Origin of the sequence: Spirosoma terrae, assembly GCF_010435915.1 — a bacterium.
Taxonomy (GTDB): domain Bacteria; phylum Bacteroidota; class Bacteroidia; order Cytophagales; family Spirosomataceae; genus Spirosoma; species Spirosoma terrae.
The window spans coordinates 166,619-192,945 of the sequence record NZ_JAAFZH010000015.1 but is presented as its reverse complement, the minus strand read 5'-3'; the positions used below and the strand labels follow the sequence as shown (position 1 = coordinate 192,945).

The 26,327-nt window shown below is 47.9% G+C and carries 21 protein-coding genes and 1 pseudogene; 5 read left to right on the top strand and 17 right to left on the bottom strand.

The window, feature by feature from the left end; genetic code table 11:
• The 12 genes and pseudogenes from GK108_RS25195 to GK108_RS25145 all read right to left on the bottom strand — a co-directional run.
• Window positions 1–1,866: pseudogene (locus GK108_RS25195) on the bottom strand (gliding motility-associated C-terminal domain-containing protein); the annotation flags it as partial.
• Between the two features lie 315 nt (window positions 1,867–2,181).
• Window positions 2,182–2,880 carry a DUF4097 family beta strand repeat-containing protein gene (locus tag GK108_RS25190; protein ID WP_163954345.1) on the bottom strand — a complete coding sequence of 233 codons (699 nt, stop codon included), beginning with the start codon at window positions 2,878–2,880 and terminating at the stop codon, window positions 2,182–2,184.
• 19 nt (window positions 2,881–2,899) lie between these two features.
• Window positions 2,900–3,679: a DUF4097 family beta strand repeat-containing protein gene (locus tag GK108_RS25185; RefSeq protein WP_163954344.1), complete on the bottom strand. Its 780-nt coding sequence runs from the start codon at window positions 3,677–3,679 to the stop codon at window positions 2,900–2,902.
• A 31-nt stretch (window positions 3,680–3,710) separates the two neighbouring features.
• The gene (locus GK108_RS25180) at window positions 3,711–4,502 is read right to left on the bottom strand and encodes a HEAT repeat domain-containing protein (RefSeq protein WP_163954343.1); all 792 of its coding nucleotides are present in this window, start codon (window positions 4,500–4,502) and stop codon (window positions 3,711–3,713) included.
• Window positions 4,486–5,004 (bottom strand): RNA polymerase sigma factor, encoded by a 519-nt coding sequence (locus tag GK108_RS25175; protein WP_163954342.1) that lies wholly within the window; start codon window positions 5,002–5,004, stop codon window positions 4,486–4,488. The genes GK108_RS25180 and GK108_RS25175 overlap by 17 nt, the downstream gene beginning before the upstream one ends.
• Window positions 5,005–5,188: 184 nt before the next feature.
• Window positions 5,189–6,244: a class A beta-lactamase gene (bla, locus tag GK108_RS25170; RefSeq protein ID WP_163954341.1), complete on the bottom strand. Its 1,056-nt coding sequence runs from the start codon at window positions 6,242–6,244 to the stop codon at window positions 5,189–5,191.
• 533 nt (window positions 6,245–6,777) lie between these two features.
• The gene (locus tag GK108_RS31105; protein ID WP_170305417.1) at window positions 6,778–6,921 is read right to left on the bottom strand and encodes a hypothetical protein; all 144 of its coding nucleotides are present in this window, start codon (window positions 6,919–6,921) and stop codon (window positions 6,778–6,780) included.
• A gap of 49 nt (window positions 6,922–6,970) precedes the next feature.
• Window positions 6,971–7,942 carry a T9SS type A sorting domain-containing protein gene (locus tag GK108_RS25165; RefSeq protein WP_163954340.1) on the bottom strand — a complete coding sequence of 324 codons (972 nt, stop codon included), beginning with the start codon at window positions 7,940–7,942 and terminating at the stop codon, window positions 6,971–6,973.
• A 743-nt stretch (window positions 7,943–8,685) separates the two neighbouring features.
• Entirely contained in the window at window positions 8,686–9,867 is a 1,182-nt protein-coding gene (locus GK108_RS25160; RefSeq protein WP_163954339.1) for a cystathionine gamma-synthase family protein, read from the bottom strand.
• A 277-nt stretch (window positions 9,868–10,144) separates the two neighbouring features.
• Complete coding sequence (locus tag GK108_RS25155) at window positions 10,145–10,555, bottom strand: lipocalin/fatty acid-binding family protein (RefSeq protein WP_246225165.1); 411 nt, start codon at window positions 10,553–10,555, stop codon at window positions 10,145–10,147.
• Window positions 10,556–10,767: 212 nt separating this feature from the next.
• Window positions 10,768–11,994 (bottom strand): DUF5009 domain-containing protein, encoded by a 1,227-nt coding sequence (locus tag GK108_RS25150; RefSeq protein WP_163954337.1) that lies wholly within the window; start codon window positions 11,992–11,994, stop codon window positions 10,768–10,770.
• A 48-nt stretch (window positions 11,995–12,042) separates the two neighbouring features.
• Window positions 12,043–13,149 (bottom strand): family 20 glycosylhydrolase, encoded by a 1,107-nt coding sequence (locus GK108_RS25145; protein ID WP_163954336.1) that lies wholly within the window; start codon window positions 13,147–13,149, stop codon window positions 12,043–12,045.
• Between the two features lie 171 nt (window positions 13,150–13,320).
• Here GK108_RS25145 and GK108_RS25140 point away from each other — a divergent pair, with 171 nt between their 5' ends.
• Window positions 13,321–14,649 carry a DEAD/DEAH box helicase gene (locus GK108_RS25140; RefSeq protein WP_163954335.1) on the top strand — a complete coding sequence of 443 codons (1,329 nt, stop codon included), beginning with the start codon at window positions 13,321–13,323 and terminating at the stop codon, window positions 14,647–14,649.
• Between the two features lie 7 nt (window positions 14,650–14,656).
• Here the strand turns inward: GK108_RS25140 and GK108_RS25135 are convergent, their stop codons facing one another.
• Window positions 14,657–15,379 carry a hypothetical protein gene (locus GK108_RS25135; RefSeq protein WP_163954334.1) on the bottom strand — a complete coding sequence of 241 codons (723 nt, stop codon included), beginning with the start codon at window positions 15,377–15,379 and terminating at the stop codon, window positions 14,657–14,659.
• Between the two features lie 447 nt (window positions 15,380–15,826).
• Here GK108_RS25135 and GK108_RS25130 point away from each other — a divergent pair, with 447 nt between their 5' ends.
• Both GK108_RS25130 and GK108_RS25125 read left to right on the top strand, forming a co-directional pair.
• Window positions 15,827–16,534, top strand: coding sequence for a YMGG-like glycine zipper-containing protein (locus GK108_RS25130; protein WP_163954333.1), 708 nt, complete (start codon window positions 15,827–15,829; stop codon window positions 16,532–16,534).
• Window positions 16,535–16,638: 104 nt separating this feature from the next.
• Entirely contained in the window at window positions 16,639–17,094 is a 456-nt protein-coding gene (locus tag GK108_RS25125) for a YybH family protein (protein WP_163954332.1), read from the top strand.
• A 67-nt stretch (window positions 17,095–17,161) separates the two neighbouring features.
• On the opposite strand, the gene GK108_RS25120 is transcribed toward GK108_RS25125, so the two are convergent.
• The gene (locus GK108_RS25120; RefSeq protein ID WP_163954331.1) at window positions 17,162–18,457 is read right to left on the bottom strand and encodes a PQQ-dependent sugar dehydrogenase; all 1,296 of its coding nucleotides are present in this window, start codon (window positions 18,455–18,457) and stop codon (window positions 17,162–17,164) included.
• 167 nt (window positions 18,458–18,624) lie between these two features.
• Here GK108_RS25120 and GK108_RS25115 point away from each other — a divergent pair, with 167 nt between their 5' ends.
• Together GK108_RS25115 and GK108_RS25110 are read left to right on the top strand one after the other, a co-directional pair.
• Window positions 18,625–20,382, top strand: a complete 1,758-nt coding sequence (locus GK108_RS25115) for a purple acid phosphatase family protein (protein ID WP_163954330.1) — start codon at window positions 18,625–18,627, stop codon at window positions 20,380–20,382.
• Between the two features lie 123 nt (window positions 20,383–20,505).
• Window positions 20,506–21,183, top strand: a complete 678-nt coding sequence (locus GK108_RS25110; protein WP_163954329.1) for a hypothetical protein — start codon at window positions 20,506–20,508, stop codon at window positions 21,181–21,183.
• Between the two features lie 56 nt (window positions 21,184–21,239).
• On the opposite strand, the gene GK108_RS25105 is transcribed toward GK108_RS25110, so the two are convergent.
• The 3 genes from GK108_RS25105 to GK108_RS25095 all read right to left on the bottom strand — a co-directional run bounded on the left by GK108_RS25105 (window position 21,240) and on the right by GK108_RS25095 (window position 26,258).
• Entirely contained in the window at window positions 21,240–22,637 is a 1,398-nt protein-coding gene (locus tag GK108_RS25105; RefSeq protein ID WP_163954328.1) for an FGGY-family carbohydrate kinase, read from the bottom strand.
• Between the two features lie 108 nt (window positions 22,638–22,745).
• Entirely contained in the window at window positions 22,746–24,020 is a 1,275-nt protein-coding gene (locus GK108_RS25100; RefSeq protein WP_163954327.1) for a TIM barrel protein, read from the bottom strand.
• Window positions 24,021–24,137: 117 nt separating this feature from the next.
• Window positions 24,138–26,258 carry a bifunctional aldolase/short-chain dehydrogenase gene (locus tag GK108_RS25095; protein WP_163954326.1) on the bottom strand — a complete coding sequence of 707 codons (2,121 nt, stop codon included), beginning with the start codon at window positions 26,256–26,258 and terminating at the stop codon, window positions 24,138–24,140.
• Window positions 26,259–26,327 lie beyond the last annotated feature (69 nt).

Sequence of the window (26,327 nt, the reverse complement as noted above, 5' to 3'; positions counted from 1 at the left end):
GTAGTAGAACTCCACCTGATAGCGATAGGCATTGGCGGTGGTATTGAGCGCACTCACCGAGCTACCCCGATCGACGTAGAGCGTATCGGCCACGCCGGGCTGGATGTTGGTATTGATGGTGGCAATGGTGGTAAAATTAGTGCCGGTCAATCCAGTTGCTCGCTGCAACCGATACTGGTAGGGTGCTCCCAGATCGCCGGGTTGCAGGCCCAAGGGTCTGCTCCACCGAACCGTAATTTGTCCTCGTTGGGTATCGGTCGAATCGACGGTCACCTGGGTGATAACGGGAGCCAGCAGAGGCAGTTCGAGGCAGGCTTCATTAGAAGCTACGCTAAAGCCTCCATTACTGGCGAGTCCGGGGTTACGGGCCACGATCCGATAGGAGTAGCTAACGCCCCGCCGGAGGGCCGAGGTATCGATGTAGGACGTAGCGGTATAGGGCACACTACCGATTCTCTGGTAGCCTAGCGAAGCCGGTAAGCCCGTTTCGCAGATTTGTGGGTTGTATTGTGTACAGCCTTCTTTCCGGTAGATGATCAACTCCGTTGTATCGCTGAGTCCTCCCGAATTAGCGATACGTCCGCAAGTATAAGGATTCCAGTTTAGCTGAATGGCTCGCCCGCTGGCGGTGGCCGTGGGTCGTGCAGTTACGTTCTTTACCGAAGGCGCATACACTCGAATCCGGAGGGTAGCAAAAGAAACCAGCGAGGGAACTGCGCGGCTTCCTGTTACGTCGCTAACCTTAAGTGTAATGTCGTAGGGGGCGGCTCGCACATGATTACAATTGGTTTGCCAGGAGAACGTAGCCGTGGCTGGTTGAGGTAAGGCTACACCCCCGTTGATGAGCCGGGCAAATTCGGGCGCAATTTGTAGATCAGCGGGGAGGGGGTTTCCGTCGCTGTTTATATTAAATGGTCCACCGTAGGCTGTAATAATCACTCGCTGTCCATCGGGATCGGTTGCCTGGATGGCCTGATTAATTAACGTACCGGCTTCTACGCACAATTCAGCCCCGGCAATGAGTGGTCGTTTATTAGGCTGGTCAACCACAATAATCTGCATATCGCGGGTTATTTCCCCAATCAATACGCCATTCCGCCACTCTTCAACAATAAAGGCGAAGTTAAACTGGCCAACCTGACCGGGCGCGTCCCAGCACAGATCGCCCGTAACCGGGTCAATCGTAAAGGTAGCCGGAGAGCTGCCATCTTCCCGGCTTACACTATACCGCGTCGGGTCCTGATAAACAGGAATAACCTGGCTTCGGCAGTTTCCTGAACTTCCCTGCCTGGGTGTACTGAGTCGATAAGCCAGACTATCGCCATCGGCATCAAAGGCAGCGGGGTTATGACAAAATTTCTGTCCAACGCGGGCTGAATCAAGCGGTGGATTCAGCATAACGGGCGTTGAATTTACCTGCAACGCTGAGTTGATCAGAATCGTTGTCGCTACGTAAAAGGAAATATTGGAGGAACTACCTGGTGGCGGTAGGTTAATTGTCCCTTCATTTCGGTTGACGATCGTTGCGCCAATGGTATACGTTCCAGGACCTGGATACGTATGAATGACGGTGTAGGAGTTAACGGAAGATGTGTTTCCATTAATGTAAACACGACGTGCCCGTGGTACGGACTGACTGGTACCATCGCCAAAACAAAAAGGGACTTCTGTAGCCGCGTTGGCCGCATCCCGTCCCCGTTGTTCGTCATAGTATGCCGTCAGCGTAATCAAGTACGTTGATGCAGTGCCGGGAAGCCGCCGAGTAGTGATTTCACCAGCGCGTACGTGCGTAGCCTGACTAGTAGTTGGTTTTAAAAAGGCCGTTAAGCAAAGCGTAAATAGCCCGATTATGTAAATGAGACGCATAGAAAATCGCATTTCATGTACAACGGATGCAAGCGAGAAAAGTATATCTTTAAAATCCGGCTTTTTTTAGGAAAGTACACTTATGACTAGACTGTCATATTGATTGGTTTAGGGTCGTTATTCATTGGTTTTCGGTGTATCTGTCTGATAGCTAGGTTTTTGGTTTTGTTCTGTGTGGTCGGTACATAGCAAAACCGTTTTCTATTACGCAGATTGGCTACCGATTACACAATAAAAATGATCGTCAGCCGTCGACAGATTTCTTGTGAAAATCCATCAAGCGGCTGACGATCGTCATACGTGAATCAGTAAAAATTAATCCTTTTTGCGGAGATAGATATCGTTGCTGATCGATTCCAGGCGGACGTTAGGTCCTCCACCGTTCAACGTTCCTTCCAGGAGGTAGCCAACAATAGGATCTTTTTGCTTCTTGTTCTTAAAAGCAATATCCATATCCGAGTAGACCTCGCCGGTAATGGTTTTCATAGCCACGTTGGCTCCTTGCGATTTAGGCCAGCTCATGTCTACATAACCGCTGATGGTTTTGGCAAAGACAGCACCCGTAGCGCCCTGAATAGTGATGTTGCCGTTGATGGTCTCAAGCTTCAGCCTGGCTTGGCGGGGCAGGAATACCTGATAGTTGATTTTGCTGCAGACGTAATAACTCTGCCCGTTCCGTTCCGTGCGCCAGGTCGATTTACTGCCCGGACAATCCTCGGCTTTTCCTTCTTTCAGTAGCTCTTTGTCGAAATCGATACCAACCTGAACTTCCTCGGTGGTAGATCCTGTCGTTACCAGCAGTGCATCATTCAGCTTGTTGTCATTGATCGAAACGGTGATCCGTACCGACAGATCGGGCTTATCCCAATAGCGTACCTGAATACTGTCAGCGAATTTTAGATTCAGATTCACCAGTTGGGACGCACTGACGGGCAATGATTTCTCAATAATTTTCTGACCAAACGTAGTAAGGCTGATGAAAGCCAGGGTACACAGACATAAGAGCTTTTTCATGGTAGTGAGGAGGAAAGGGTTATTTCTGCTTACGGATGTAGATGTTGCTGTTGATGGTTTTGAGCTGCATCTCAACGCCACCACCATTGGTTGATCCTTCAATTTTATGGCCACCACCCACGCGCGACATCCCATCTTTACTGTTTTTCATGCCCAGATCGAAGTCGGTGTACATCTCGCCTGAGATCGACTGGAGTTGCAGGTTGGCTTTCGTCGATGCTGGTAACGTAATATCAATCGGGCCGCTGATTGTCGAAATGGCCGTTGGTTTTTCCTGGCTCAGGCTCGAATAAACGATCTTGATTTCGCCGTTAGTCGTGTTGGCCACCACGGGGCCTGTTACATTATTGAGATCGATATCGGCATTATTGGTTTTGATTTCCAGATCGCCGTCCATATTACTGATGGTAATAGTGGAACCCTGCCAGTTGATTTGTTGAAACAGCACGCCCACTTTTTTCGGGAGTTTGAGTATGTACTTAACCTCTTTTCGGGTGGCTTTCTCGATTTTCAAACCGTTGTTTTCGGTCGTTACAGATAGCCCGATGCCCGAATTGTCGACAGCGTTGTAGTAAATTGGTTTTAAGCCTTTTGCCCGTTCCGGTGGAGCCTCAAAACCTGATGTGGCCTGAATAATAACTTCGTCGCTATTGTGGCCTTCAATCTTGAGCGAAGCAGCCGCCATTTCTATCGTGACTTTACGATCTTTAGCGTTTGTCAGTTTGGTTTTGTACTCCTGAGCCTGGGCATTAGTGATGCACCACAGGGCGCTGATGCCCAGTAGAATAAGCGTTTTCATGGATGATAAATGAATTAAAAAATGACTATAGTTAGGAGGGTGATTTTTGATTGCCGATTAGTTGCGTAAGTCCTTCTTCGGCCTTCAGACGTACTACGTCCAGTGCTTCCTGATTTTGAGCCAGTCGCCGGATTTCGTTTGCGGCTCGTTTTTCTTTGATTGCTACCAGAATATCGATGAGCGCCAGCTGAACATTCGGGTCCGATTGAATGGTTAGCGACTGGATCAGTGCTTCCCGAACACCGGTTTCGTTTTCGAATCGGGCCAGTGCCTGACAGGCCGCCAATCGTACGTTGACATTAGCATCAAAATTCAGGGTGTTGATCAACAATTGCGTAATGTCCTGATCGACCTGAGTAAGCTCATAGCTTTGCTGAACGGCTTGTATTCGTTCGCTGGCTGAAGTCTGCTGTGTCGGTTCAAAGGCCAGCACTTTTTTGATAGTCTGGGCCGATGCTACGTTCTCATTGTCTGCCACCGCTTCGGACGTATGGCGGCTGGCTCGCCATTGATCGTACAAACGACCGCCACCAAAGCCAACTAGTAGTAATGCTACACCTGCGGCAATACGTATCGCCCACGATGTTAAACGCCGGATCGGGGTTGGTTCCAGGGCATTCAGCTTGGCAACTAATCGGTTATTAAATACCGCCGAAGGATGCTGATCCCGGGCTTCAGCAAAATACCGAAACGGACCGGCATGGCTCTGTAAATGGACTGGTACGTCCTCCTGCTGGAAGAACTGACGTAACAGCTTTTCTTCGGCCAGTGTTGTTTCGCCTTCGTAGTATTTTTCCAGCAACTTCTCAATGTCCTGCTTCATAGTTGTTCGTCTTTACGTAACTCTCCCGAAGGCGCTGACGTGCCCGCGACAAAATCACTCGTATGTTGTTAATGCTGAGACCGGTTATTGCTTCGATTTCTTCGAACGAATACTCCTCAACATCACGAAGATGGAGAATGAACTTTTGCTGTTCCGGTAGTTCGTTAATCAGGCGCCTGATTAAACCAATACTGTCGGTTAGCTCGGTTTGCCGATAGGGCGAAACCCCTTCGTCCTGAGCGGTAACCAGACCGGAATCGTCGGCCATTTTCTGGCGGGCCGGAGACTTTAGCCTGTCGAGACACAGGTTTTTGGTCATCTGAACGGCCAGAGCCTCTACACTATGGTAAGTGTCTAACTGCTGCCGATTGGTCCAGAGCCTCAATAACACATCCTGCATAGCGTCTTCTGCTTCTTCGCGGTTGCGCAGAAAGAACTGAGCCAGCCGAAAAAGGCGTCCCTGAACAGGCAGGATATGTTGTTTGAAAGCTTGTAAGTCCATTTCAATGACAAAGACGACTTTGACACAGAAACATTACAGATGAGAAGAAAAAAAGAGAAAAAAAGTGAAAGAGAGCCGTAGTGCTTATTACGCCGGAGCGCAACCTTCCTTAGGTTAGTTTCTTAAAACCAACACAAGGAAGGTTGCGCTCCGGCGTACATTCTCTGTGGAAATAGTGGTAAGGTTACCGGGAAGACGTAGTTGTCAGCGCGGGCTGATACAGAAAATAATCATAGATAGCGCGGGCTGCGTGGGCAATTGTTTGTTCACGTTCGGCTAATGGTTGCGGAGAGTCGCCCACAAATACGGCGATAGCAATATGGCCAGCATCACCCGGTAACGTAATAATACCCACATCGTCGGTGGCGCTGCCATACAACGAACCCGTTTTATGAGCCACTACTGTTGATGGGGGCAGAAAACCTTTCAAACGAGCCTGTCCTCCCCGGCAACGCTCCATAACGCCCAGTAACAACGCCCGACTGTCGGGACTGATCGCTTTTGCCTGATAAATCTGGGTCAGCAGATCGACCATCGCTTCGGGGGTCGACGTATCGCGGGGATCGTTTTTTATTTTGATAGCAGCTGCCCGTTTCATTTCCGGCGTGGTGGCACTGTCGAGTTTAGCGAAGAATCCGAGTGTCCACTGGTTGGGCGGGGGTAACGTAACGCCCTCCAGATCGGCGATCAATTGAATGATCGTCCGGTCGACCGACATTCCGTTAATACCGAGTGCTTTTACTCGCTTCTGAACGGCATCCGTACCGCCAACCAGACGTAGTAGAATATCGGTTGCCGAATTATCACTGATCACCATCATCAACTCAAGCAGATTCTGAACCGACAGCTGAACGCCCGGTTTGGCAAATAGAGTCTCCAGGGTGCCACTACCAGGATGCAGGTCGGAGGGTTGCAGCTCAGTCATGGTTGTCAGCGAAAGCTGCCCTTTCTCAATCAGTGTAAACAGTTGAACCGCAATAGCTACTTTAACGGTACTCGCCATCGGAAATCGCTCCTGAAGATTGAGACCAATTTGTTTGCCGGACTCCAGGTGTAGGGCACAAATCCCAACTTTCCCTTTGGCCAGTGATGAAATACGCTCCAACTCGTCGTAGAGCCGTTGCGTTGCTACGTCTGTGGGTTTTTTGGGCGCGGTATTGGGTTGCGCCATAGTTGGCGCGTTGGCCAGCAGAAAAAGAAAGGTTAGTGTTGATAGAAATTTTGTCAACGGTACAGTCATTGTTAGAAGATAAGAGATAGACGAACTAGAGAGCGTTTACCAAAGATAGAGAGTTGCTGGTTGGTAAGAGCTATGCTACGACGATTAGTCCTGAATTCTCTCTTTTTTATGAGTTTCCCGAATAAATAAAGCCGTTCAGTTTATAAACTGAACGGCTTTATTTATTCGGGACCGGTGTTTAAAAGCTAAAAAGTGTGCTTAGCAGTACCTTCTACAGTATGCCAGAGAGTACACGATTGCTTTTGTAAGGTCGGAAAAGCTAAAACAACTTTATTTCAAAAAAGAAAACTAGCCATCATATACACCATCTGTGGTTGGCTGTACGATATCTGATCCTGACCCACTCTTACCTTGTAAGGTCAGTTTTTTGACGCTGCCTAACATTACTGCCTTTTACGAGGGGGGATAGAGGTTTTGAGCGTTTTGTGTTGCATTGGCTTTTATTTTAAACGATGGTAAAGGCAATAATGTAGATAGCGATTGACACTATGTTTTTCGTTTCAGTGGTACAGACTCAAAGGAAAATGATCCATTTAGGAAGTAAATGTGCCAAAACCATCTCCACCTGATCCAACTTTTAACGTTAGTTTTTTGACACTGCCTAATAATTTAAATGAAGGCGTTTTGTATTGCTTTTTGAGAAGAAAAGGCGAGGTACTGCGAGCTTTGTTTTTCATGTAAATAGACTTTTAACGAATGTAATAACGTAGTGGAGGTGACTGCTGCTTACTGCACCAGTACTTTCAGGGCGTTTTGCTCGCTCCCTTTTGCGTCAAATATTTTCAGGATATAGATACCAGTTGGGATATGCGCTTTGGCGGCCACCGACACCAGATTAACATCGCCGGTTTTGTTGACTATGATGGGGATTTCAATGCCTGCCTGATTGTAGAGCTTCAACACCGCCGACTCGGCATTCGGTGCTGACAGTGAGAAACTACCGCCAACGTTGCTGTTTGGAAATATTTTGGGAAGAGCTTCCTGGCCTGGCTGGTGCCGAACCGAGATGATACGTGAATAGTCTTCGTGACCGTTTACATCGTTCTGCTTAAGTCGGTAGTAATACACCTGATCAGGAACAACGTCGGTATCGATAAATTCGTAGCTGGATACCTGATTGGTGGTTTGTTTCCCTTTTACGTTGCCAATGCTTTCAAATGATTTGGCATTGAGGCTCTTCTGTACCGAAAAACTTTCATTGTCTTTTTCCCACTCCGTGGCCCAGTTCAATACAACACCGGCTGGGTTGGAGCTACCGTAGAAAGACAAGAGGCTAACCGGGAGAGGGCCATTATAAACCTGTTGAAGTCTGCATGTTGCTGCACCATTCGCGGCATTAGACCCTCGCAGGGAAATGGTTACGTTAGAGCAGGGTATATCCACGGTTGCCGCTGGTAATGTTACCGCTAATGTCGTATTGACTGGAAGAGAAGTAAAGGGTCCACTACAGTTTACAAGAGCTATTGGATTTCCGGAATAACAGACCGAAACGGATGTGGCCCCACTCGTAAATGTATAGGCGATCAGTCTAGATGGCTGGCGTACTGTTATAGTGGGGGTGAATGAAAAAGTACAGTTTCCTGCCCCATCATTGGATTGGTAAACAAGGGTATACGATTCATGGTTGATGCAATTCGCCATTTGAGCATAGGTATGCAGCGGAAAATACAACAGAAAGAGAAATAGAAGTTTTTTCATTTGAGTAAGTTGAACAGAAAGTTTTAGTAAACACTACCATACTATATTCTAACAGCTAGTCAATAGATGATAAATGATTATTTTCTTCAAATATATGATTTTTGTCAAATTCTAACATATAAGAAAGTGGAGTTATAGGTAAGTGGTATTTTTTTTGAAAAAATATTCTATTAGTAGTCATCTGTGACTCGGAAAAATTAGATTTATCATAGATTGCTCTTTGGTTAGGTAGAGTAATTGATAGGCGATACGGAACAATCAGCATCCTTCCTGTTGGATTGCTGTTTGAAATAATTAATTGGATGCTAGAGGGCTATCAAACCTGATGCAGACTAGTTTTCGTCCAGTTATGAATCAGCAATTTGATATGGCGATTGCCAGCTGACTATATATCCGGGTTTGGGTAGCCAGAATATTTCTTTGCCTACAAGGTTACCTTTGCCCGTCGCTGGTGAGCGGGTACTTAAGAGAGAAGGAGTAAATTGTACTGGGTCTTACGTGGGAAACCGTAATGACTCAGCGGTTTTTTTGATAGATGCGCCTTATCGTCAATCAATTAACGATTGTATGGAGAGGCTGGCTGTTTTGAGGGGCATTTATCTCAATACCATCGCATAGCCTCTTGTTTCTGTAACAGGGCTAGCGATGGTAGAAAATATAAGGGCAACGCCGGTTAATGGATTACCAATCGTTGCCTTGGGGAATGGACTTATGGAGTAGGGGATGTATCTGGATAATAAAAATTACAGTAAAGCCAGGGCTTCGTCCAGATCACGGATCAGATCATCTACGTTTTCGATACCAACCGAATACCGGATCAGACTTTCGGGAATTCCTAATTGTTTCCGTTGGGCTTCGGTTAGTTCGACATGGCTGGTCGTTCGGGGTGGACCTGCCAGCGTACTGACCGAACCCAGACTAGCTGCCAGATGGACGAATTTGAGTTTGGGTAAAAACTTCGTTACGTTCTCGTAACCGCCAACCAGCGAGAAACTTAAAATACCGCCAAACCCCGACATCTGCGCTTTCGCAATGTCGTGGCCGGGATGCGTTTCCAGGCCGGGGTAGAACACATCACTGACTTTAGGGTGTGCTTTCAGGTGACGGGCAATGGTGAGCGCCGACGCATTTTGCCGTTCAATACGTAGTTCCAGCGTTTTCATGCCGCGAGCAATCAGGTAAGCCGGGTCGGCCTGCAAACTGGCACCGTTTATTTCCCGAAACTGAAACACTTTTTCCACCAGATCTTTCCGGCCACACAGTAGCCCGCCCATCGCATCGGAGTGCCCGCCCAGGAATTTGGTGGCGCTATGTAAAACTAAATCAGCACCTAATGCCAGTGGATTCTGATTGATTGGGGTAGCAAACGTATTATCGACGACCGTAACAGCGCCTACTTTCTGAGCAGCAGCAACCAGCCGGGGAATATCGACAACTTTTAGGGTTGGATTGGTAGGCGTTTCCAGGTATAGTACGTCGCATCCTTTGGCAATTTCCGCTTCCAGTTCCGCAAAATCGGTGGTATCGCAAAGGGTAACCTGTACCTGATAACGCGGGAGAAAATCAAGGAATATCCGGCTGGATCCGCCGTATGTGTCTTTCAGCGAAACAACTCGTTTACCAGGTGCCAGTAAAGCAAACAACGTATTGCTGATAGCCCCCATACCCGTAGCAAACGACGTAGCAGCTTCGGCACCTTCCAGAATGCGAATTTTTTCTTCGAGGACATGCACTGTCGGATTGGAATTCCGGCTATAGATATAACCATCTTCTTTGCCGGTTGCTACGTTGTGCCATTCGTCCAGATCATGGTAGGAAAAGGCAACGCTTCTCACGATTGGTGTGGTTACGGCCCCATTGGCTGTCGGCTCCGTTTCTCCGGCCCATACGGACGTAGTGCTTTTCTGGTACTGCGAAAAATCCATTATCGAGTGTATATATATTGAATGCTTCAGTTGTCCCAGATAGCATCAATTGACTAAAAATAGTGGTAAAATGCATGCCGTAGCAATTGCAAAATAAGAACCAGTTACAGCTTCAGCCTTTGCTATTACGTAGTAGTTTAGAACAAAACCTCTTTTTTATTGCGAAAAAATAAGGATTAGCAGACTAGTTTGACTACAAGTTGAGACAAGGGTAATAATACGCAAAAAGCAGGATAACGATATAGCTCTTCGGGGAAATCGGGATATAAAATAGTGCTTACTTATTCGGCAATTCCTGCATATCAATCAGATGTTTGGCCAGTAGTGGATCGTCGGCCATCAAGGATTTGATGTGATTGAGTGTTTTTTGCGGAATTTGCCGATCACGACTAATAATGTCGACACCTTCGGGCGTAAACAGTGTTTTCGAAAACCAGATTACCGCCCATTGCCCATCTGGATCTTTCAGGGCGACTTTCCATTTGCTTTTGGCTAGTCGAAGAAGTCCTTTGCCGCGCCAGACGAAAGCGGATGAATCGTTGGGGTTGGGATAATCGTAACCGGTTATGGTTTTAGTTTCTCCTTTTTTAACGTATTTGACTTCATCGAGTAGCACCGAATCGGCAGAGTTTTTGGTCGTAGTGGTGTAGGTGAACGTCGGACTGGTCTTGTTTCCTTTCAGCCACATGGGAAAGTTAGTACTGCAGATAAACCACGTGCCTAGTAGGATTTGGGCTAGTTTTGACATAGTATCTAAAACAATTTACGGATTGGTGGAAGGAACATGACCCTTTTTATCTACACAAGTTCATTGGACTTTGTTTTGCTACCTGATAGAGAAATCAATGACGATTCTGACTCGCCATGCTCCTCTTTATTCAATAGGCAATCTAATTTTATCTACAATTTGAGCTTAATTCGGAGCTTGCCAAGCGCGGCTGTGATAGCAATAACCAGAAAAGCAAACAGTAGTGATTTGACCAGCCCAATGCCCCCAATTTTTAGCGAGTCTGGCAGCGAAACGCCCGACAGATCGGTGAGGCTATAGTACAGATACGGTATCAGGTAGCAGGTCAACGTACTAGTTCCGGCTGGTTTGATCAGATCGAACCAATTGACTTTGCCGTTTAAATCGACCAGCCAGTAGATGGCGGCATACGTAATAAAGGCAATGCCGCAACAAAGGAAAACCCAGGTTGAGGTTGCCTGAATTTTAGAGATGATAAAGAAGTTTCGGGAGATAAATCCGGCTACTAGAAAGAGTATGCCAATACCGGTAAATACTAGCGGAATCTGCTGAACATTACCTTTTTGCTGCCAGCTCGTGAGTAGAAGCGTAGCGAGAATACCCGCAAACGTAAATGAGCTAAAAGCCCCATTGCCCAGTATCCAGTCTTGAGGACCACCCGGCCATAGCTGATGTAGCCAGCCTGCATGTCCGGCAATGGTTAGTAGGTTAAAAAGTAGCCATGAAGCAACGAGCAGGACAGGTTTGTTACGTAGCAACAGATAAAGAATGGCACAGGTTAGATACGTCCACCCAATCAGTCCCAGAATCCCCCACCACTGCGGAGCCATACTCGTTAACCGGCCGTCGGCACCTCCTTTAAAACGAACTGCCAGAAAGACAAGCAAAGCTACACCTATCAGCTGTAGACCCAGAAAAAGGCTTTTTAGAGAACCTTCCCGTTTCGGGTATTGATTCCAGATTAGAAAGAACCCAATGACCATCAGAATCTGAAACCATTGACTGCTGATACCCGATGCTTTCTCGTTTAAATCCGGTACGTTAACCGTAAAAATGCCCATAATAAGCAGGGCTACGGACCGAATTAAAATATGCCTGATGATTTCGACGTAGGAATCGCCTTTAGCGAGTCGTTGCTGAATGGCGAACGGGATCGACATGCCGACAATAAACAGGAAACAGGGAAAGACCGTGTCAGAGAATCCTAAAAAATCCTGATCCGCACGTGCGTGCTCCAGCCAGACAGGAACGCCCGTTAATGACCACAGATCATTGACAAAAATCATGGTGAGCATGGTGATAGCTCGGAAAACGTCGATGGAAAAGACCCGTTTTGCCAATTGAGTCGACGGGGTGCGTAAAGAGGGAGAGGATACCATGTTGACTGGCAGGTTGAGCTAGTGATTCGTCTAGTATGCTTGTTTAGGTCAATTCTCGTCGGTTAACCGTTTTATTTCGCCGTATAAGGCTCTGAAGCAATTAGCCTGCGTGTTTTCGCCCGCTTCGGGATTGACTTTTACGCCGTAAAACTCGTCCAGGAAGGCACCCGCCCCAGACCACACCGTTTGCATCATACCCTGAAATCGTTCTTTCATGACCGGAGTAGCCGATTGTCGGAATTTGACCATATCCTGGGTTTGCGTAACGGCAAAGCCGGGCTTGCGCCAGGGACAGGTAATGACGTTCAGACCTTTCATGGCAAAATAAACGGCTGTTTGGTCGGGGCGTTCGTAATGCCAGTCACAGATCGTTACGTCTTTTGGGATCAGGTCAATGGCGCGATGGGTATTGTTGAAACTGCCTTCCCACATGCCAATGCCCGTCGTTTTACCATCAATAAGTCGGTCGCCCCAAATCCAGAGTTTACGGTTTTTCTGGGCCAGATGATGGCGGATTTCAGCAACTTCGCCCGCGAATAGTTCGGATTTGTCCCGACCGGAACAACGCGGACATTTGTCGTCGCCGATGTAAAATACCTCATCCATGCCAGCATGAAAAGCCTCGGCTTCAAAAACATCGCAAATTTCATCGACAAGCGCAAAAACGACCTGATGCACGTCAGGATGTAATGGGCAATAGCTTTTGCAATAGAGACCGTCGGGGTTCGGCCAGCTGTATTTTTCTGGCATTTTTACGTGCGGAGTTTCATCGAATTGTGGGTAGATACGTAGCAGGTTGTGCGTGGTACTGGCCCAGGATTGGTGCCCCAGCAGATTGATCTGGGGAATTAGCAGGATACGATTCTTCTGACAAACCTTGACCAGCTTTTTGACGTCCCGCTTCGAGAGCGACGCGCTATCGCGAAGTTCAGGATGGCTATCAAACTGGTAGTTGAAATCGATCCGGAGGATCAACGTATTGACCTGCCGGGGGGCCAGCTCTTCGTTAATGAATTTGAGGAACGTATCGAGTTGATGTGGTTTGGGGGCCGCAATACAAAAGCCTCGGGTGGGTAACAGACTGTCAATTCTGGCCTGAGCCAATACAACAGGCGAGGAAGCGAGTAGAAAAAACGTGAAAAAGAGCCTGGCCATTCGTGCGGTTTAGAACGTTGGGTGATGAGTTTCATGCTAATAAGACCAGCGATGATCTATTCTATTCGTTTGGGAGAACTGGATGCGTGTTCAGTACGTTGTTTGATGAATTAAAAAGATGGGGTTCGCCAATTCCATCTACCTTCGCAATCTGGTAAGCACGTTACGACTATGACTTTTGATGAGCTGAATCTAAATAAGCCCCTTCTCAACGCCCTGAACGATCTGGGCTACACCACACCCACTACCATTCAGCAGAAAGTTTTTTCGGTTGTCATGTCGGGCCAGGACGTGTGTGGTATTGCGCAAACAGGGACGGGAAAAACCTTTGCTTATCTGTTGCCCTGTCTGCGCCAGTATCAGTTTTCGAAGGAGCACCATCCGCAAATTATTATTCTGGTTCCTACACGTGAATTGGTTGCACAGGTCGTTGAGTCGGTGAAACAACTGACTACCTACATGAACCTGATGGTGGTGGGGGTATATGGGGGTGTTAATTTGAAAACGCAGCTCGCTGAAATACAGCAGGGGGCCGACGTACTGGTGGCGACACCCGGCCGGCTTGTCGATTTTTTGTCGAGTGGTGCCCTGAAAACTAAAGCGTTGAAGAAACTGGTTATTGATGAAGTCGATGAAATGCTGAACCTGGGTTTTCGAGCGCAGCTAAGCGTAATTCTTGACCTGCTGCCCCCCCGACGGCAGAATCTGTTGTTTTCTGCTACGTTGACTGACGATGTAGAACAGTTGATCGATACGTATTTTGCCAACCCCGTTCGTGTCGAAGCCGCTCCGGCCGGAACTCCGCTGGAGAATATTGAGCAGGGCGTATATCACGTTCCTAATTTCAATACGAAGATTAATTTATTGAATTTCCTCCTGGGGCATGATATGGCTATGACCCGGGTGCTGGTTTTTGCTGCTACGAAGCAACTGGCCGACGAGTTGTTCGAACTGCTCGAATCAGATTGCCCCGGTAAAATTGGCGTGATCCATTCCAACAAATCGCAGAATTACCGCTTCAACTCCGTTCAACAGTTTCAGGACGGTACGTATCGTGTTTTGATTGCCACGGATATTATTGCACGGGGTATCGACGTAGCAGACGTATCGCATGTTATCAATTTCGATTTGCCCGAAGAACCGGAAAGTTACATTCATCGGATTGGCCGAACTGGCCGGGCCGACAAAAAAGGAATTGCTATTTCGTTCATTAGGGAAGCCGAACAGGAGCAGCTTGCGCTTATTGAAGCGTTAATGAATTATACGATTCCCGTTTTACCGCTCCCCGAAAAGCTGGTTATTTCAGACGAATTGACCGACGATGAAATGCCGCAGATTCGGATGAAGTCAATTGATTTAACACCAGCCCGGCCGGAGGCCGGGGGTGGTGCTTTTCACGATAAAACCGATAAGAATAAAAAAGTCAATGTGCGTCGGGATCACGCAGCGGAAAAACGACTCAAATACGGGCGACCCATTAAACGTAGCGGGAAAAAATAACCGCCAGTCAGGGTTGGGGTTTTAGCTCCGTTAAATCATACAGGCTACCTTTTGCTTTGACAGCCAGCGCAAACGAAACAATCTGTTTTTGATGCTTAATCTGGAGCCTGTATGACCCGACTGGCAACTGATTAACGTCGAAATACCGTGTATAATCGATGGCTTTTACGCGCTCTTTATAATAATCAATCTTCTGATCCTGATCCGTTAACGATACGTATATAGGCGTATTGTCAGGGTTTGTGCAGTAAACGACCATTTTGCCCTGGTCTGTCACAATGGAGTTGGCCGAAAAGGATGACCCATTCAGCGAATTAGACGTGGGCTCATTGGGTTTGTCGTGCCCGGTTCGGTTTATGGTGTGCCTATGCTGCGGCTGATTACTCGCCACGAGATCGTATGAATCTACATGAGTATCCAGCAAATTTCGGTTGGTAAGGCCAGTCAATAGCTCATTAAGAAGCCGGGTAGTCCGTTTCGTCAGTTTAATGTAGCGACCTGGTAATTTCTCTTCATACAGTAGCTGGTGCTGCGCATTGAAAAAGCGGATACTGGTAGAGCGCGTCTGGTAATCGGTTCGCAGTTTCCAGTAAGCACCGGTAGAGTCGTTTCGAACAGAATCGACAGTAAAATAATCTGAGTTAGTCTGGGCCTGGCACGGCAAAGCTGCAGACAGCATGATCGTCGTAATAACTAGCCAGAGGAGAGAAAGCATCTTCAGGGATTTCATAGATAATGTTGGGTTTACTGATTGAGCGGAGACGGCACTTGCTCGCACAGCTTATCTTCCCTGGTAGCTAATCGAAAGCGATCAGTGGGTAAGCGAAGGGCTAAGCGGTAGTACCAATTGGTTAATACGATACATACTAGTTAGTCAGGTTAAGAAAAATTTAATTGAACCGGTTTACTGCCTTAGAGCAAATGGTTTGCCAATTAGAAAAAAGGCTTTAAAATGAGCAGAAATCCACTTTTTGACTATATGAACGTCTATTTTCTGTCCGATTGTGGACATACTCTGTACAGATCAGGACAGTTTTTATGACGCAACAATCTGATGGGATAAGCCGTTGATTAAACCAATTAAGTCTATAATCATCTTAGAGTAGAAAGGTAATTGACGAGATAAACAGACATTTTTAACACAATCTCGTTAACGACTTACTTAAAATCCACGGCTATGAAAACGATTCATAAGAAGATTACACTGATTGCCCTGACTATTGCTTTAGTAAATACCGGTCAAACAAAGGCGCAGATGAGCTGGGGACCACAAACAACGGGTGCTGTTGTTGGGGCTGGAGCAGGTGCTGTAGCGGGTGCAGCTATAAATAAACGTAACCCAGCGGTTGGCGCTGTTGTGGGTGGTGTCTTAGGGGGTGGTGCAGGCTATGCCATTGGACAGCAGCAGAAGACTAAAAAACGCTGGAGCCCACAGGCAAAAGGAACGGCCATTGGGGCTGGCGTTGGTGGCGCTGCGGGGGCTATCATCAACAAACGGAATCGGGTTGTTGGTGGTGTTATCGGCGGTGTTGCTGGTGGCGCTGCAGGCTATGCCATTGGCAAGCATGTTGATAACAAACGCAAAAAAGAAGCTGCTGCCCGTGCTGCTGCCGAACGCGCAGCAATGGCCCGCGCCGAAGCCGAACGTCAGGCTGCTACCCGAGTAGCATCGAATAACGATCTGGAGCCATACGTAGCACCAGCACGAACAACCACCAGTGCCGCCGTAGCAAAAGTATCCCCAGCCGCTCAAACGGCAGCGTTATACAATCCCAGAACTGCTCCGGGTTCCTATATTCTACGGGAAGGTTTTCTGCCAAACGATTCTTTTGGCGATCAATCAACTGCCTACAGTGATTCCGAATATCGTCGGAAAAGCTGGTAATCTAAACACGTAACAATTCAGACTTCACTCAGATTATGTTTCGTCTGTTTACACACTGACAGGCGACATAACCTGGGTAAAGTATGTCATAAAACGTAAACGTCATGAAAACGCTTATTGGAGTTTTAATCACCGCCAGCCTTCTAACGGCTTGCTCGTCTAAAAATAATGAGTCGGTGGTTCAGGATTTGAATCGCCAGTTTATCGATGCCTGGAACACCAAAAATTCGGACAAAATAATCAGCTTCCTGGCCGATGACGTACATTTTCTGCAAGGAAGTACGCATTTCTCCGGCAAATCGGAAGTGTCGAAAAAATGGGTTCAGGAAACGCTGCCCGGTTTGGCTGATCTCAAAACCAACGTAGTGAGTTCAAGTACCGACAGTAAAACGGCCTACGAAGCTGGAACTTTCTCTGTCGACGTATTGCCGGCTGGCCCCGACCTGCCACGCGGTTACGGAGAAGGTAATTTTATCCTGCTCTGGAAAAAAGGCGACGATGGTAACTGGAAACTGAGCTATGCGCAGTTAGAGGATTTGCCCGTGCGAGTCAAAAATTAATCTATTGACAGGCGGGAATGAAAAAGCCAGCGACTTTATAATCGCTGGCTTTTTTTGTGTTCATCGTTTATTTCTTCACCGATGATTTTTTAGCGGATGGTGCCGGGTTTTTGTAGGAAATACGAAACAACGTACCGTTTAGGTCATCGGTTACATACAACGAACCATCGGGTCCCTGAGCGAGCCCACAAGGCCGGTGTTGAACGGGGCCGGTTGGCTTCACAAGATCCGTTCCGGCGAAGTTATCGGCGAAAATTTCCCAATTTCCGGATGGCTTCCCATTCTTGAACGGAACAAAAGCGACCATATAGCCTTTGTGTAGCTCCGCAGACTGTCCGTGAAAGGCAATGAAAGCGCCGTTCCGGTATTTTTCGGGAAACAGAGTTCCTGTATAAAAAAGCAGACCATTTGGGCCAAGATGGGCCGGAAAGGCGGCTACTGGATTAATAGTTTTTTCGCCACCCGTTTTTTTGCCGTCGCCACCATACTCCGGTGCGAGAATTTTCTTCTTTTGAATGTGGTCGTAGTAAATGTACGGCCAGCCTGCATCGTCGCCCTGATGAACTTCGAACATGGTTTCGGCGGGCAGTTCGGCACTTTGTTTTGGGGTATAATACTGTGGGTAGAAGTCGTGGAATTGGCCACGTCCGTGCTGCATAACAAACAGGGAATTCGTTTTTGAATTCCAGTCCAGGCCGACCACATTTTTCAGACCGGTAGCGTAGCGGGTACCAGTGGCATAGGTCTGATTCTGCTGATCGGCTTTAAATTTCCAGATACCAGCTGCTGAATCGAGGAGGGGGCAGGGCATCATACCTTTGCCAGTACCCGCTTCCCGGCAGGCGTCATTGTCGGATGCTACGTTGACATAAATGTTATTCTGATTGTCGACGGCAATGGATTTCGACTGATCTCTTGGCTTCACCCGCAATCCTGAAACGAGTTTTTCGGGCTGTTTTGGATTGATAACTTCTTCCTGATCATTCAGTTTGTACCGATAGATTTCCGAATTGGAAGAGGTATACAGATAGCCGTTCTTTATCAAGATTCCTGTTCCAGGATAATCGCCAAAACCAATGCGTTCGTCAATAACGCCATCCTTGTTGGTATCACGTAACCGATAAATACCGCTACCATCTTTGACTTTAGCGAGTTTTACATAAATATCGCCCGTTTTACTGATGGCGATATGACGGGCCGATCCCAGTTCTTCGGCCGCAATGGTCGCTGAAAAACCGGCAGGCAGTTTCAGGTCGGTGGCTACAATCGCCTTAGTCGCTGGGCGAGAAGGCGGATTGTCGGAAGGAGTGGTGCTGTTTGTAAGCGTCAGTAAACCAGCAATGGCAATTGAGAGATGATGCATGAGACAGAAAAAAACGACACATAGGTTTAATCGTATGAGTAAGCAGCCAACTGTCAAAAAATACTACTCCTAACCTGAGTTTGTGTGTTGACAAGGATAGAGGTTTTGTGTGAGATGGAGGGAGATTCGCAAAGTTTTGTATTTTTAGCTTCCTCCGTACTTCACCAATGCGACACCCATCTTTACGTTTATTGCTTGGCTTCCTCTGTTTGCCTCTATTGTCAACAAATGCCCAGACCGTTACACGGCAACCCTATCTCCAAACGGTTACTCCATCTGGGATTACGATCCGCTGGCGGACCGACCAACCGACTAATAGCCGCGTACGTTTCGGTACTAATCTGTATAACCTCAACCAGCAGGTGACTGATGCTACGTCGACTACTGATCATGTTGTTACGTTGACGGGACTTCAGCCAGCCACTAAGTATTACTATTCCGTTGGCTCATCGGCTGGCGATCTGATGGTATCTAATGAGCAATATTTTCAGACTTCGCCCGTAACAGGTTCTGTTGGTCCGGTTCGAATATGGGCGCTGGGCGATTTTGGAGCAGGTACGCCCAATCAGCAGATGGTCCTGCAGCAATACCAGCAGGTTGAATACAGTCGTCCGGCCGATGTCTGGCTTTGGTTGGGTGACAATGCTTATAATCAGGGTTTCGACGATCAGTATCAGCAGTACGTTTTCAATACGTATACCAGCATACTGAAACATCTGCCATCCTGGCCAACACCGGGGAATCATGAATACATTGGCGTTCATACAAACTTCAATATTGACTATTACAAAATCATTACCGTGCCTCAGCAGGGCGAAGCAGGCGGATTGCCGTCGGGTTCGAAACAGAACTATTCGTTTAATTATGCCAATATTCATTTCGTTTCGCTGGATTCAGAAGGCGATGATGGAACACGGGTATACGATCCGGCGGGGCGCCAGGCGCAGTGGTTACAGAAAGATTTAGCCGCTAATAAATTGCCCTGGGTCATTGTCTTTTTTCATCATCCGCCCTACACGAAAGGCTCGCATGATTCCGACACGGCGGGCGACTTAACCCTAATCCGGCAACAGCTTTTGCCTATTTTAGAGCAGTATCAGGTCGATCTGGTCTTATCAGGCCATAGTCACGTGTATGAACGTAGTTTTTTGATGAAAGGTCACTACGGACAATCGTATACGTTTGACAGCAAACAACATGCCGTATCGACCAGCAATGCGCGCTACGACGGATCGCCCAATTCCTGTCCCATCGCTAATAAACAGTCGGGCATCATTTACGTAGTGAATGGGAGCGGAGGGCAACTCGGCGGGCAATCAACAGGCTATCCGCATCCGGCAATGGTTTATTCAAACAACCAGATAGGAGGTTCGATGATCATCGATGTAAATGACAATCGGCTCGATGCGAAATGGTTAACTACCGACGGGTCAGTAAAAGATCAGTTTACGCTGTTTAAAAAGGTGAACCAGAAGCGCTACTATCTGACGGCTCCCAATCAGACCTTCACCCTGGCTGCATCGTGGCCGGGAAATTATACCTGGAGTTCGGGCCAGTCTACCCGGTCTATTACCGTAGCCCCAACCACAACTACTACGTATACTGTTACCGATCAATACGGTTGCCTGACCGATGCGTTTACGGTAGATGTCGACAATTCAACCGACACGAATCTGAAATTCGAAGGCGTTTTGGCTTTGTATCCTAATCCAAGTACTGGCGAAACGACTCTTAAAGTGTCTATACCCAGTCCTCAATCGATCAATGTATACGTTACGGACAGCCAGGGACTGGTCGTGTTCGATAAGCAGTATGCCAATACGTCGGAGGTTATGGAACAGTTCAGGCTGGCGACCCCCGGTGATTATCTGTTTATGGCTCGTATTGGCTCACAGGTAGTTTCTCGCATGAATTTTAAATTATAACCCAGAAAAGATTGAAACGGGCTTTTGAACAGTTCATAACATCGGATAGACGATTCAGACAAGCTACACGTCGGGTAGCCAGTCTGCAATCATAGTTTTGTGAGTGACATATTGATTTCACTCATGAAACTAGTAGCGGTACTCTTCTTGTTGATGGCGAACACGATCTGTTTAGCGCAATACAATCCGCTCGGAGCCATTACGATGTGGACCGATGGTTACGTTGTAACGACAAAAAATGATACCATTCGTGGTGAGCTACGTATCGGTTCGTTAGTAAATAGCTCACCTGCAAACGTGATTTTCCGTAATGCCGATAAGAGCAAAACCAAGGTCAAGGCAGAGGAATTACGCTTGATTGCTCAGCGGATACCCAATTTTGCGTACAAGACCGGCAGTATACCTACCGAGCAGGAGCTGGTTGTTTTTGAGCGGGTTCCGAATCCAAGGCAAAAAGGGAAACTGATGTTGCTGGAGCGGCTTACACCCTTTGGTGGCAGCGTAGCCCTGTATTTTGATGCGTCGGGCTGGAAGAAAACAACGGAATTTACGTTCGGCAACTTTATTCTCGAAACAGACCGTCTGGAGCTGAGCTACATTGTTCTGAAGAACGGCAGAGAGTCATTCCTGGCTAAACGCGCTAACTTTGAAGCGGTGCACGACCGATTGTTTGGCGATTGCCCGGCTTTTGTCCGAAATTTTCCCACAGCCAATCGGCGCGACTGGCGAATCCTGGGCGAGATGGTAACGGCCTATAACCAACTCTGCCAGAAAGAACCACTGGCTAATGAATCGTATTAAACAACGTAACGTACAGACTGGCAAAAAGCTATTCAGTAGGTACGTTACGTCGGAAATCAGATCGTTACTGAGTCGTTTGCGAAGTGTTTCAACTCGATAATTTCGGTCGGAATAGGTTGGCTATTCCAGTGATTATGAATGGCTAAGGCCGCACCTAAAGCCGATGCCTGAGCTACCGAAGCGGCATAAACCTCCGTTTGGGGAAAGGCCGTAGCCAGCAGATTCATATAAATCGGGTTTTTACTGAAGCCGCCATCCACAAACAAACGACTGACGGGCGAGCCCTCCAGCACCAGATCTGTAGAGATTAATTGTTGGGCAACCAGATCCAGCATCAGTTGATGATAGGCTTCTTCATACGTCTGAAAATGAGATAGGTTGCGGTACCCAAACAGCGACTCCTGCATAGGCGGATTTTTCACACTGTCGAAATTAGTGCTGGAGTCCGGGCGATTGGTACGTAACGACTGAATGATTGCCGGTTCGTATTGAACCGTCTTGTAGTAGTCAGCGGACGTATTGAAATGATCGGCCAGGCGCTTGGTCTGCTGTTCGTGTTCATAACCGGCAAACAGGCGAGACGCTTTCACCGGTTTCCCTTTGAACTGCAAAAAGCACAGACAGTCGTACTGCAATTCTTCCGGCGTTATCGGGCTGACATTGAAGGGGTTCATACTGATCGACCACGTACCGGTCGAAATCAGAATAAACGGTTCCTGAAAGGAAGCCAGATACGGAATCAGCGCTGCCGAACTATCGTGTAAACCAACTCCGACTTTATAGGTCTGGCCAGCATCTTTAGGGACGACCACACCATCCGACGGGAAAATAGGAGCCAGAATCTGGTCGATCCGTTCGTCTGTGACCCATCGGTGATATTGGTTATTAGGGAAATCCCACAGCATCGTATGACAACCGATACTGGTCATGTCGGAAAAACATTGCCCCGTAATCAGGTAGCTTAAATATTGCGGTAAGTGGAGCGAGCAGTCGATCTGTTTAAAAAGCTCCGGCTTGTCATATTTAAGCCGATACAGCATTAGTCCTGAATTCAGACTATCTAAGGCTGGAGAGGCAGTCTGCATAGACAGGTCGCTAACCGTTCCATACGTATCGTAAAACTGACGGCGAACGTTGTCGGGAAAAGGTTTGAGGTAATTGTACAGATGCCCAACAGCTTGACCTGCTGCCCCCAGATGAACAAAGCTGGCGCCATAGCCGGAAAAATTAACCGCTTTGATGGAGAACCCGGCTACGTGCTGAACATCGTTCAACGACGATTGAACCCAGGCAGAGAGTCGATTAACATCTTCGCACGCATCTCCATCGTCGTCAGTTATTTCCGGGAATTGAGTCGTTTTCTCCCAAACGATTTCGTAGCGCTCATTGAAGAGAAACAGTTTCTTATTTGTCTTGCCAACATCAAAAACAGCAATAACAGGCGTAGCGGGCATAGGAAGAGTAGTGCAGTTTTCAGTTTTCAGTTTATAGTTTTCAGTAGGCTGGCGCCAGACACTTGCTGACGCGCCAGCCTACTGAAAACTATAAACTGAAAACTTTTTTTAAAGTCCAGTGGCAACGGTTTTGCTTCCGCGCTCACCGATCAGTTTCTGACGAATAGTTAATTGACGGAACAGCGCCAGCGGGTTTAGAGCTCCACCAGCCCGTAGACGAGCTTCGGCAACTAGCGGACGAACATCGGTTCGGAACGCTTCCTGTAAAATTTCCTGAGCACGTACTACGTCGTTTGCTTCGCGGGCTTCTTCGAGGGCAACCCGATCAACCAGCAAAGCCTGGGCGTAAGCCAATTGAATGGCTTCTACGGACTGCAATAAGTCTTCCAGTGGGTCTTTTACGTTGTGCGATGCGTCAATCATCCACCCTAAACCGGTAGCATGATTTAAGCCACGCGCGTCCAGACCATCCACCAATTCATTGAAAATCAGAAAAAGCTGATACGGCTTGATGCTGCCCACGGTTAAATCATCGTCCCCGTATTTAGAGTCGTTGAAGTGGAAACCACCTAATTTTTGCTCATTCAGCAGGATGGCAACGATTTGCTCAATATTGGCATTTGGCAGATGGTGGCCAAGGTCGACCAAAGTAAAGGCTTTCGGTCCTAATTTTGTTGCATACAGGAACGAGGAACCCCAATCACCGATGGTGGTCGAATAGAAATTGGGTTCGTACGCTTTGTACTCAACCAGCATTTTCCAATCGTCGGGCAGGGCTTTATAAATTTCCTGAAGACTGCTCAGCGTCCGATCAAATGCCTTGCGGAAATTCAACTGCCCTGGAAAGCAGGAGCCGTCTGATAGCCAGACCGTCAGCGAGTCAGAACCCAGCGCCATGCCCTGTTTGATGACGTCGATATTATGCTCGATAGCCTGTTGCCGGACCGCCGGATCGACATGTTGCAGGGAGCCGAATTTGTAACTCATTGGCTGATTGGGCTGGTCCTGGAACGTATTGGAGTTCATGGCATCGAACCGAATGCCATATTGAGCTGCCAGTTGCTTGATAGCTTCCGGGTCGGTTGGAATATCCCAGGGAATATGCAGCGAGATAGCTCCGCTCGACTGGTTCAAGGCGTGAAGCAAGCCAATATCTTCCAGTTTTTCTTCAAGAGAGCGAGGTTCACCACCGCCCGCAAACCGACCGAATCGCGTTCCGCCCGTTCCTAAAGCCCAGCTCGGAATGGCAATTTGAAAGTCGATGAGTTTCGAGATGATCGATTCTGCATTCGCTACTTCATCGGTCCAGTAAGCCAGTTTGCGCTGATGGCTTTCTTTAAGACCGTTATTATGATCAGCAATCTGATACGATTCGAGTTGCATAGGAAAGGGGTTTTCAGTTTATGGTTTATAGTGTACGGTTTATGGTTGGCTGATACCGGATAATCTTTGATGCGTCAGCCAACCATAAACCTTATACGATAAACCATAAACCCGATATTATCGAACAAAGGCCATGGCAACACCGCCGTCGACGTTCAATACGTTGCCGGTCGATTTGCTGAGTAGTCCACCGACAAACGCAAAGCAGGCGTTGGCAATGTCTTCTGGCAAAATAATCTCGTTCAATAGAGTCCGTTTCGCGTAGTAGGCTGGTAGCTCTTCCACCGAAACGCCGTATGCCTTAGCACGGCCTTCCGCCCAGGCACCTGCCCAGATTTTGCTATCGGAAATAACGGCATCTGGATTCACTACGTTTACCCGGATATGATCTTTACCCAGTTCGGCCGCGTTTAGTCGGCTTAAGTGTAGCTGAGCGGCTTTTGCCGAACCATACCCTGCGTTGTTTGGTCCGGAAACCAGACCATTTTTGCTGGCAATGTTGATGACATCGCCACCGATATCCTGTTTACGCATTACTTCAACGCCTTGCTGCGTTACCAGGAACTGACCTTTTACGAGTACGTCATAGAGCAGATCCCAGTCTTTTTCGGTATGCTCTTCAATAGGTTTCGAGATCGACAGACCCGCGCAGTTAACAACAATGTCGACGCCACCAAAGGCAAGCGCTGCTACGTCGAATGCTTTCCGAATCGTTTCGGCATTCGTTACGTCCAGAAGCGCCGATGCATGAGCGTCGCGACCGTATTGCTGCTTAAATTCCTCATCGGCTCCTTGCAGACGATCCGCGTCGTTATCGTTAATGACAACAACGGCACCTTCGGCCTGGAATCGTTTGGCAATGGCTTTGCCAATACCGCCTGCGCTGCCTGTAATCAGCGCAATACGTCCCGACAAGGGCTTTGGCTTTGGCATACGCTGTAACTTGGCTTCTTCGAGCAGCCAGTATTCAATATTGAACGCTTCCTGACGTGGCAATGAGGTGTATTCCGAAATAGCTTCGGCACCGCGCATTACGTTGATGGCATTGATGTAGAACTCAGCAGCGACCCGTGCCGTTTGCTTGTCTTTCGCAAAACTAAACATGCCCACACCCGGATAGAGAATAACGACCGGGTTTTTATCCCGAATGGCTGGGCTGTTCGGGTGCTTGCAGGTGTTGTAGTACGCTTCGTACATGGCCCGATACGCTTCAAATGCCGACGTTAGCTTCTCCTTGGTAGCCTTCACGTCAGACAGGTCTTCGTCAGGAGCTAACTCTAAAACGAGCGGGCTGATTTTAGTACGCAGGAAATGATCAGGGCAGGAGGTTCCCATAGGAGCAAGCCGAGCCAGATCATTCGAGTTGATAAATTGAAGGACCCGGTCATCGTCGGTGAAGTGACCAATCATGGGTTGCTGGTTCGAGCAAAGACCTCTCAGAACGGGAGCCAGTGCGGCAGCTTGTTTCAACCGAGCTTCTTTTTCCAGCGATTCCAGCTTCGGGCCACCGAAGATCGGGCCTTTTTTGCCGTAATTTTCTTCCAGGTATTCGGCGCAGCGTTCAATCACTTCGAGCGTGTTGACATAGCTCTCATAGGCCGTATTCCCCCACGTAAACAAACCGTGCGAGCCCAGGAAAATGCCGCGGATGCCTGGGTTTTCATTCAGGCATTGTTCCATCTGCAAGCCCAGGTCGAAGCCTGGTCGCTGCCAGCCTACCCAGCCAATGGTTCCGCCGAACAAGTCCTGAACAATCTGTTTGCCGTCTTTGGCGGCTGCAATGGCAATGGCTGCATCGGGATGCAGGTGGTCAATATGTTTAAAGGGAAGGAATCCGTGGAGAGGAGTATCAATAGACGGAGCTTTCGAGGCTAGATCGAAAATGCAGTGGTTAAATAACTCCACCATTTCATCTTCGAATTCGAGACCCCGATAAATATTTTTTAAGCTACGAAGCCGGTCGACGTATAAGGCTGCAAGGCCACTACGTTTGAGCGTTCCTAAATCGCCACCCGATCCTTTGACCCACATGACTTCGGTGTCCTGGCCCGTGAGGGGATCTTTAGCAATGGCTTTGCAGGACGTATTACCGCCACCGTAGTTGGTCAGGCGTAAATCGGCACCCAGCAAATTTGATCGATAAATCAATAGCCCTACTTCATCACCGGCCAGTTCTGCCGCTTTGGCTTCGTCCCACAAATAGCTGACGTGTTGAAACGTTTTTGTCGTAGTTGACATAATCAGAAAGTTATACTGCTGTTGGGCAAGTGTGTGTGTTGCGCTCGTTAGTTGAGTCAAAAATATTGG

What these genes read in the sequence shown, in the direction of transcription:
- GK108_RS25160 (WP_163954339.1), bottom strand. Translation starts at nt 9,867, where the DNA reads ATGGATTTTTCGCAGTACCAGAAAAGCACTACGTCCGTATGGGCCGGA.
- GK108_RS25175 (WP_163954342.1), bottom strand. Translation starts at nt 5,004, where the DNA reads ATGGACTTACAAGCTTTCAAACAACATATCCTGCCTGTTCAGGGACGC.
- GK108_RS25150 (WP_163954337.1), bottom strand. Translation starts at nt 11,994, where the DNA reads ATGGTATCCTCTCCCTCTTTACGCACCCCGTCGACTCAATTGGCAAAA.
- GK108_RS25125 (WP_163954332.1), top strand. Translation starts at nt 16,639, where the DNA reads ATGAAAACGCTTATTGGAGTTTTAATCACCGCCAGCCTTCTAACGGCT.
- GK108_RS25105 (WP_163954328.1), bottom strand. Translation starts at nt 22,637, where the DNA reads ATGCCCGCTACGCCTGTTATTGCTGTTTTTGATGTTGGCAAGACAAAT.
- GK108_RS25130 (WP_163954333.1), top strand. Translation starts at nt 15,827, where the DNA reads ATGAAAACGATTCATAAGAAGATTACACTGATTGCCCTGACTATTGCT.
- GK108_RS25140 (WP_163954335.1), top strand. Translation starts at nt 13,321, where the DNA reads ATGACTTTTGATGAGCTGAATCTAAATAAGCCCCTTCTCAACGCCCTG.
- GK108_RS25165 (WP_163954340.1), bottom strand. Translation starts at nt 7,942, where the DNA reads ATGAAAAAACTTCTATTTCTCTTTCTGTTGTATTTTCCGCTGCATACC.
- GK108_RS25115 (WP_163954330.1), top strand. Translation starts at nt 18,625, where the DNA reads ATGCGACACCCATCTTTACGTTTATTGCTTGGCTTCCTCTGTTTGCCT.
- GK108_RS25180 (WP_163954343.1), bottom strand. Translation starts at nt 4,502, where the DNA reads ATGAAGCAGGACATTGAGAAGTTGCTGGAAAAATACTACGAAGGCGAA.
- GK108_RS25190 (WP_163954345.1), bottom strand. Translation starts at nt 2,880, where the DNA reads ATGAAAAAGCTCTTATGTCTGTGTACCCTGGCTTTCATCAGCCTTACT.
- GK108_RS25100 (WP_163954327.1), bottom strand. Translation starts at nt 24,020, where the DNA reads ATGCAACTCGAATCGTATCAGATTGCTGATCATAATAACGGTCTTAAA.
- GK108_RS25185 (WP_163954344.1), bottom strand. Translation starts at nt 3,679, where the DNA reads ATGAAAACGCTTATTCTACTGGGCATCAGCGCCCTGTGGTGCATCACT.
- GK108_RS31105 (WP_170305417.1), bottom strand. Translation starts at nt 6,921, where the DNA reads ATGAAAAACAAAGCTCGCAGTACCTCGCCTTTTCTTCTCAAAAAGCAA.
- GK108_RS25155 (WP_246225165.1), bottom strand. Translation starts at nt 10,555, where the DNA reads ATGTGGCTGAAAGGAAACAAGACCAGTCCGACGTTCACCTACACCACT.
- GK108_RS25135 (WP_163954334.1), bottom strand. Translation starts at nt 15,379, where the DNA reads ATGAAATCCCTGAAGATGCTTTCTCTCCTCTGGCTAGTTATTACGACG.
- GK108_RS25145 (WP_163954336.1), bottom strand. Translation starts at nt 13,149, where the DNA reads ATGGCCAGGCTCTTTTTCACGTTTTTTCTACTCGCTTCCTCGCCTGTT.
- bla (WP_163954341.1), bottom strand. Translation starts at nt 6,244, where the DNA reads ATGACTGTACCGTTGACAAAATTTCTATCAACACTAACCTTTCTTTTT.
- GK108_RS25120 (WP_163954331.1), bottom strand. Translation starts at nt 18,457, where the DNA reads ATGCATCATCTCTCAATTGCCATTGCTGGTTTACTGACGCTTACAAAC.
- GK108_RS25110 (WP_163954329.1), top strand. Translation starts at nt 20,506, where the DNA reads ATGAAACTAGTAGCGGTACTCTTCTTGTTGATGGCGAACACGATCTGT.
- GK108_RS25095 (WP_163954326.1), bottom strand. Translation starts at nt 26,258, where the DNA reads ATGTCAACTACGACAAAAACGTTTCAACACGTCAGCTATTTGTGGGAC.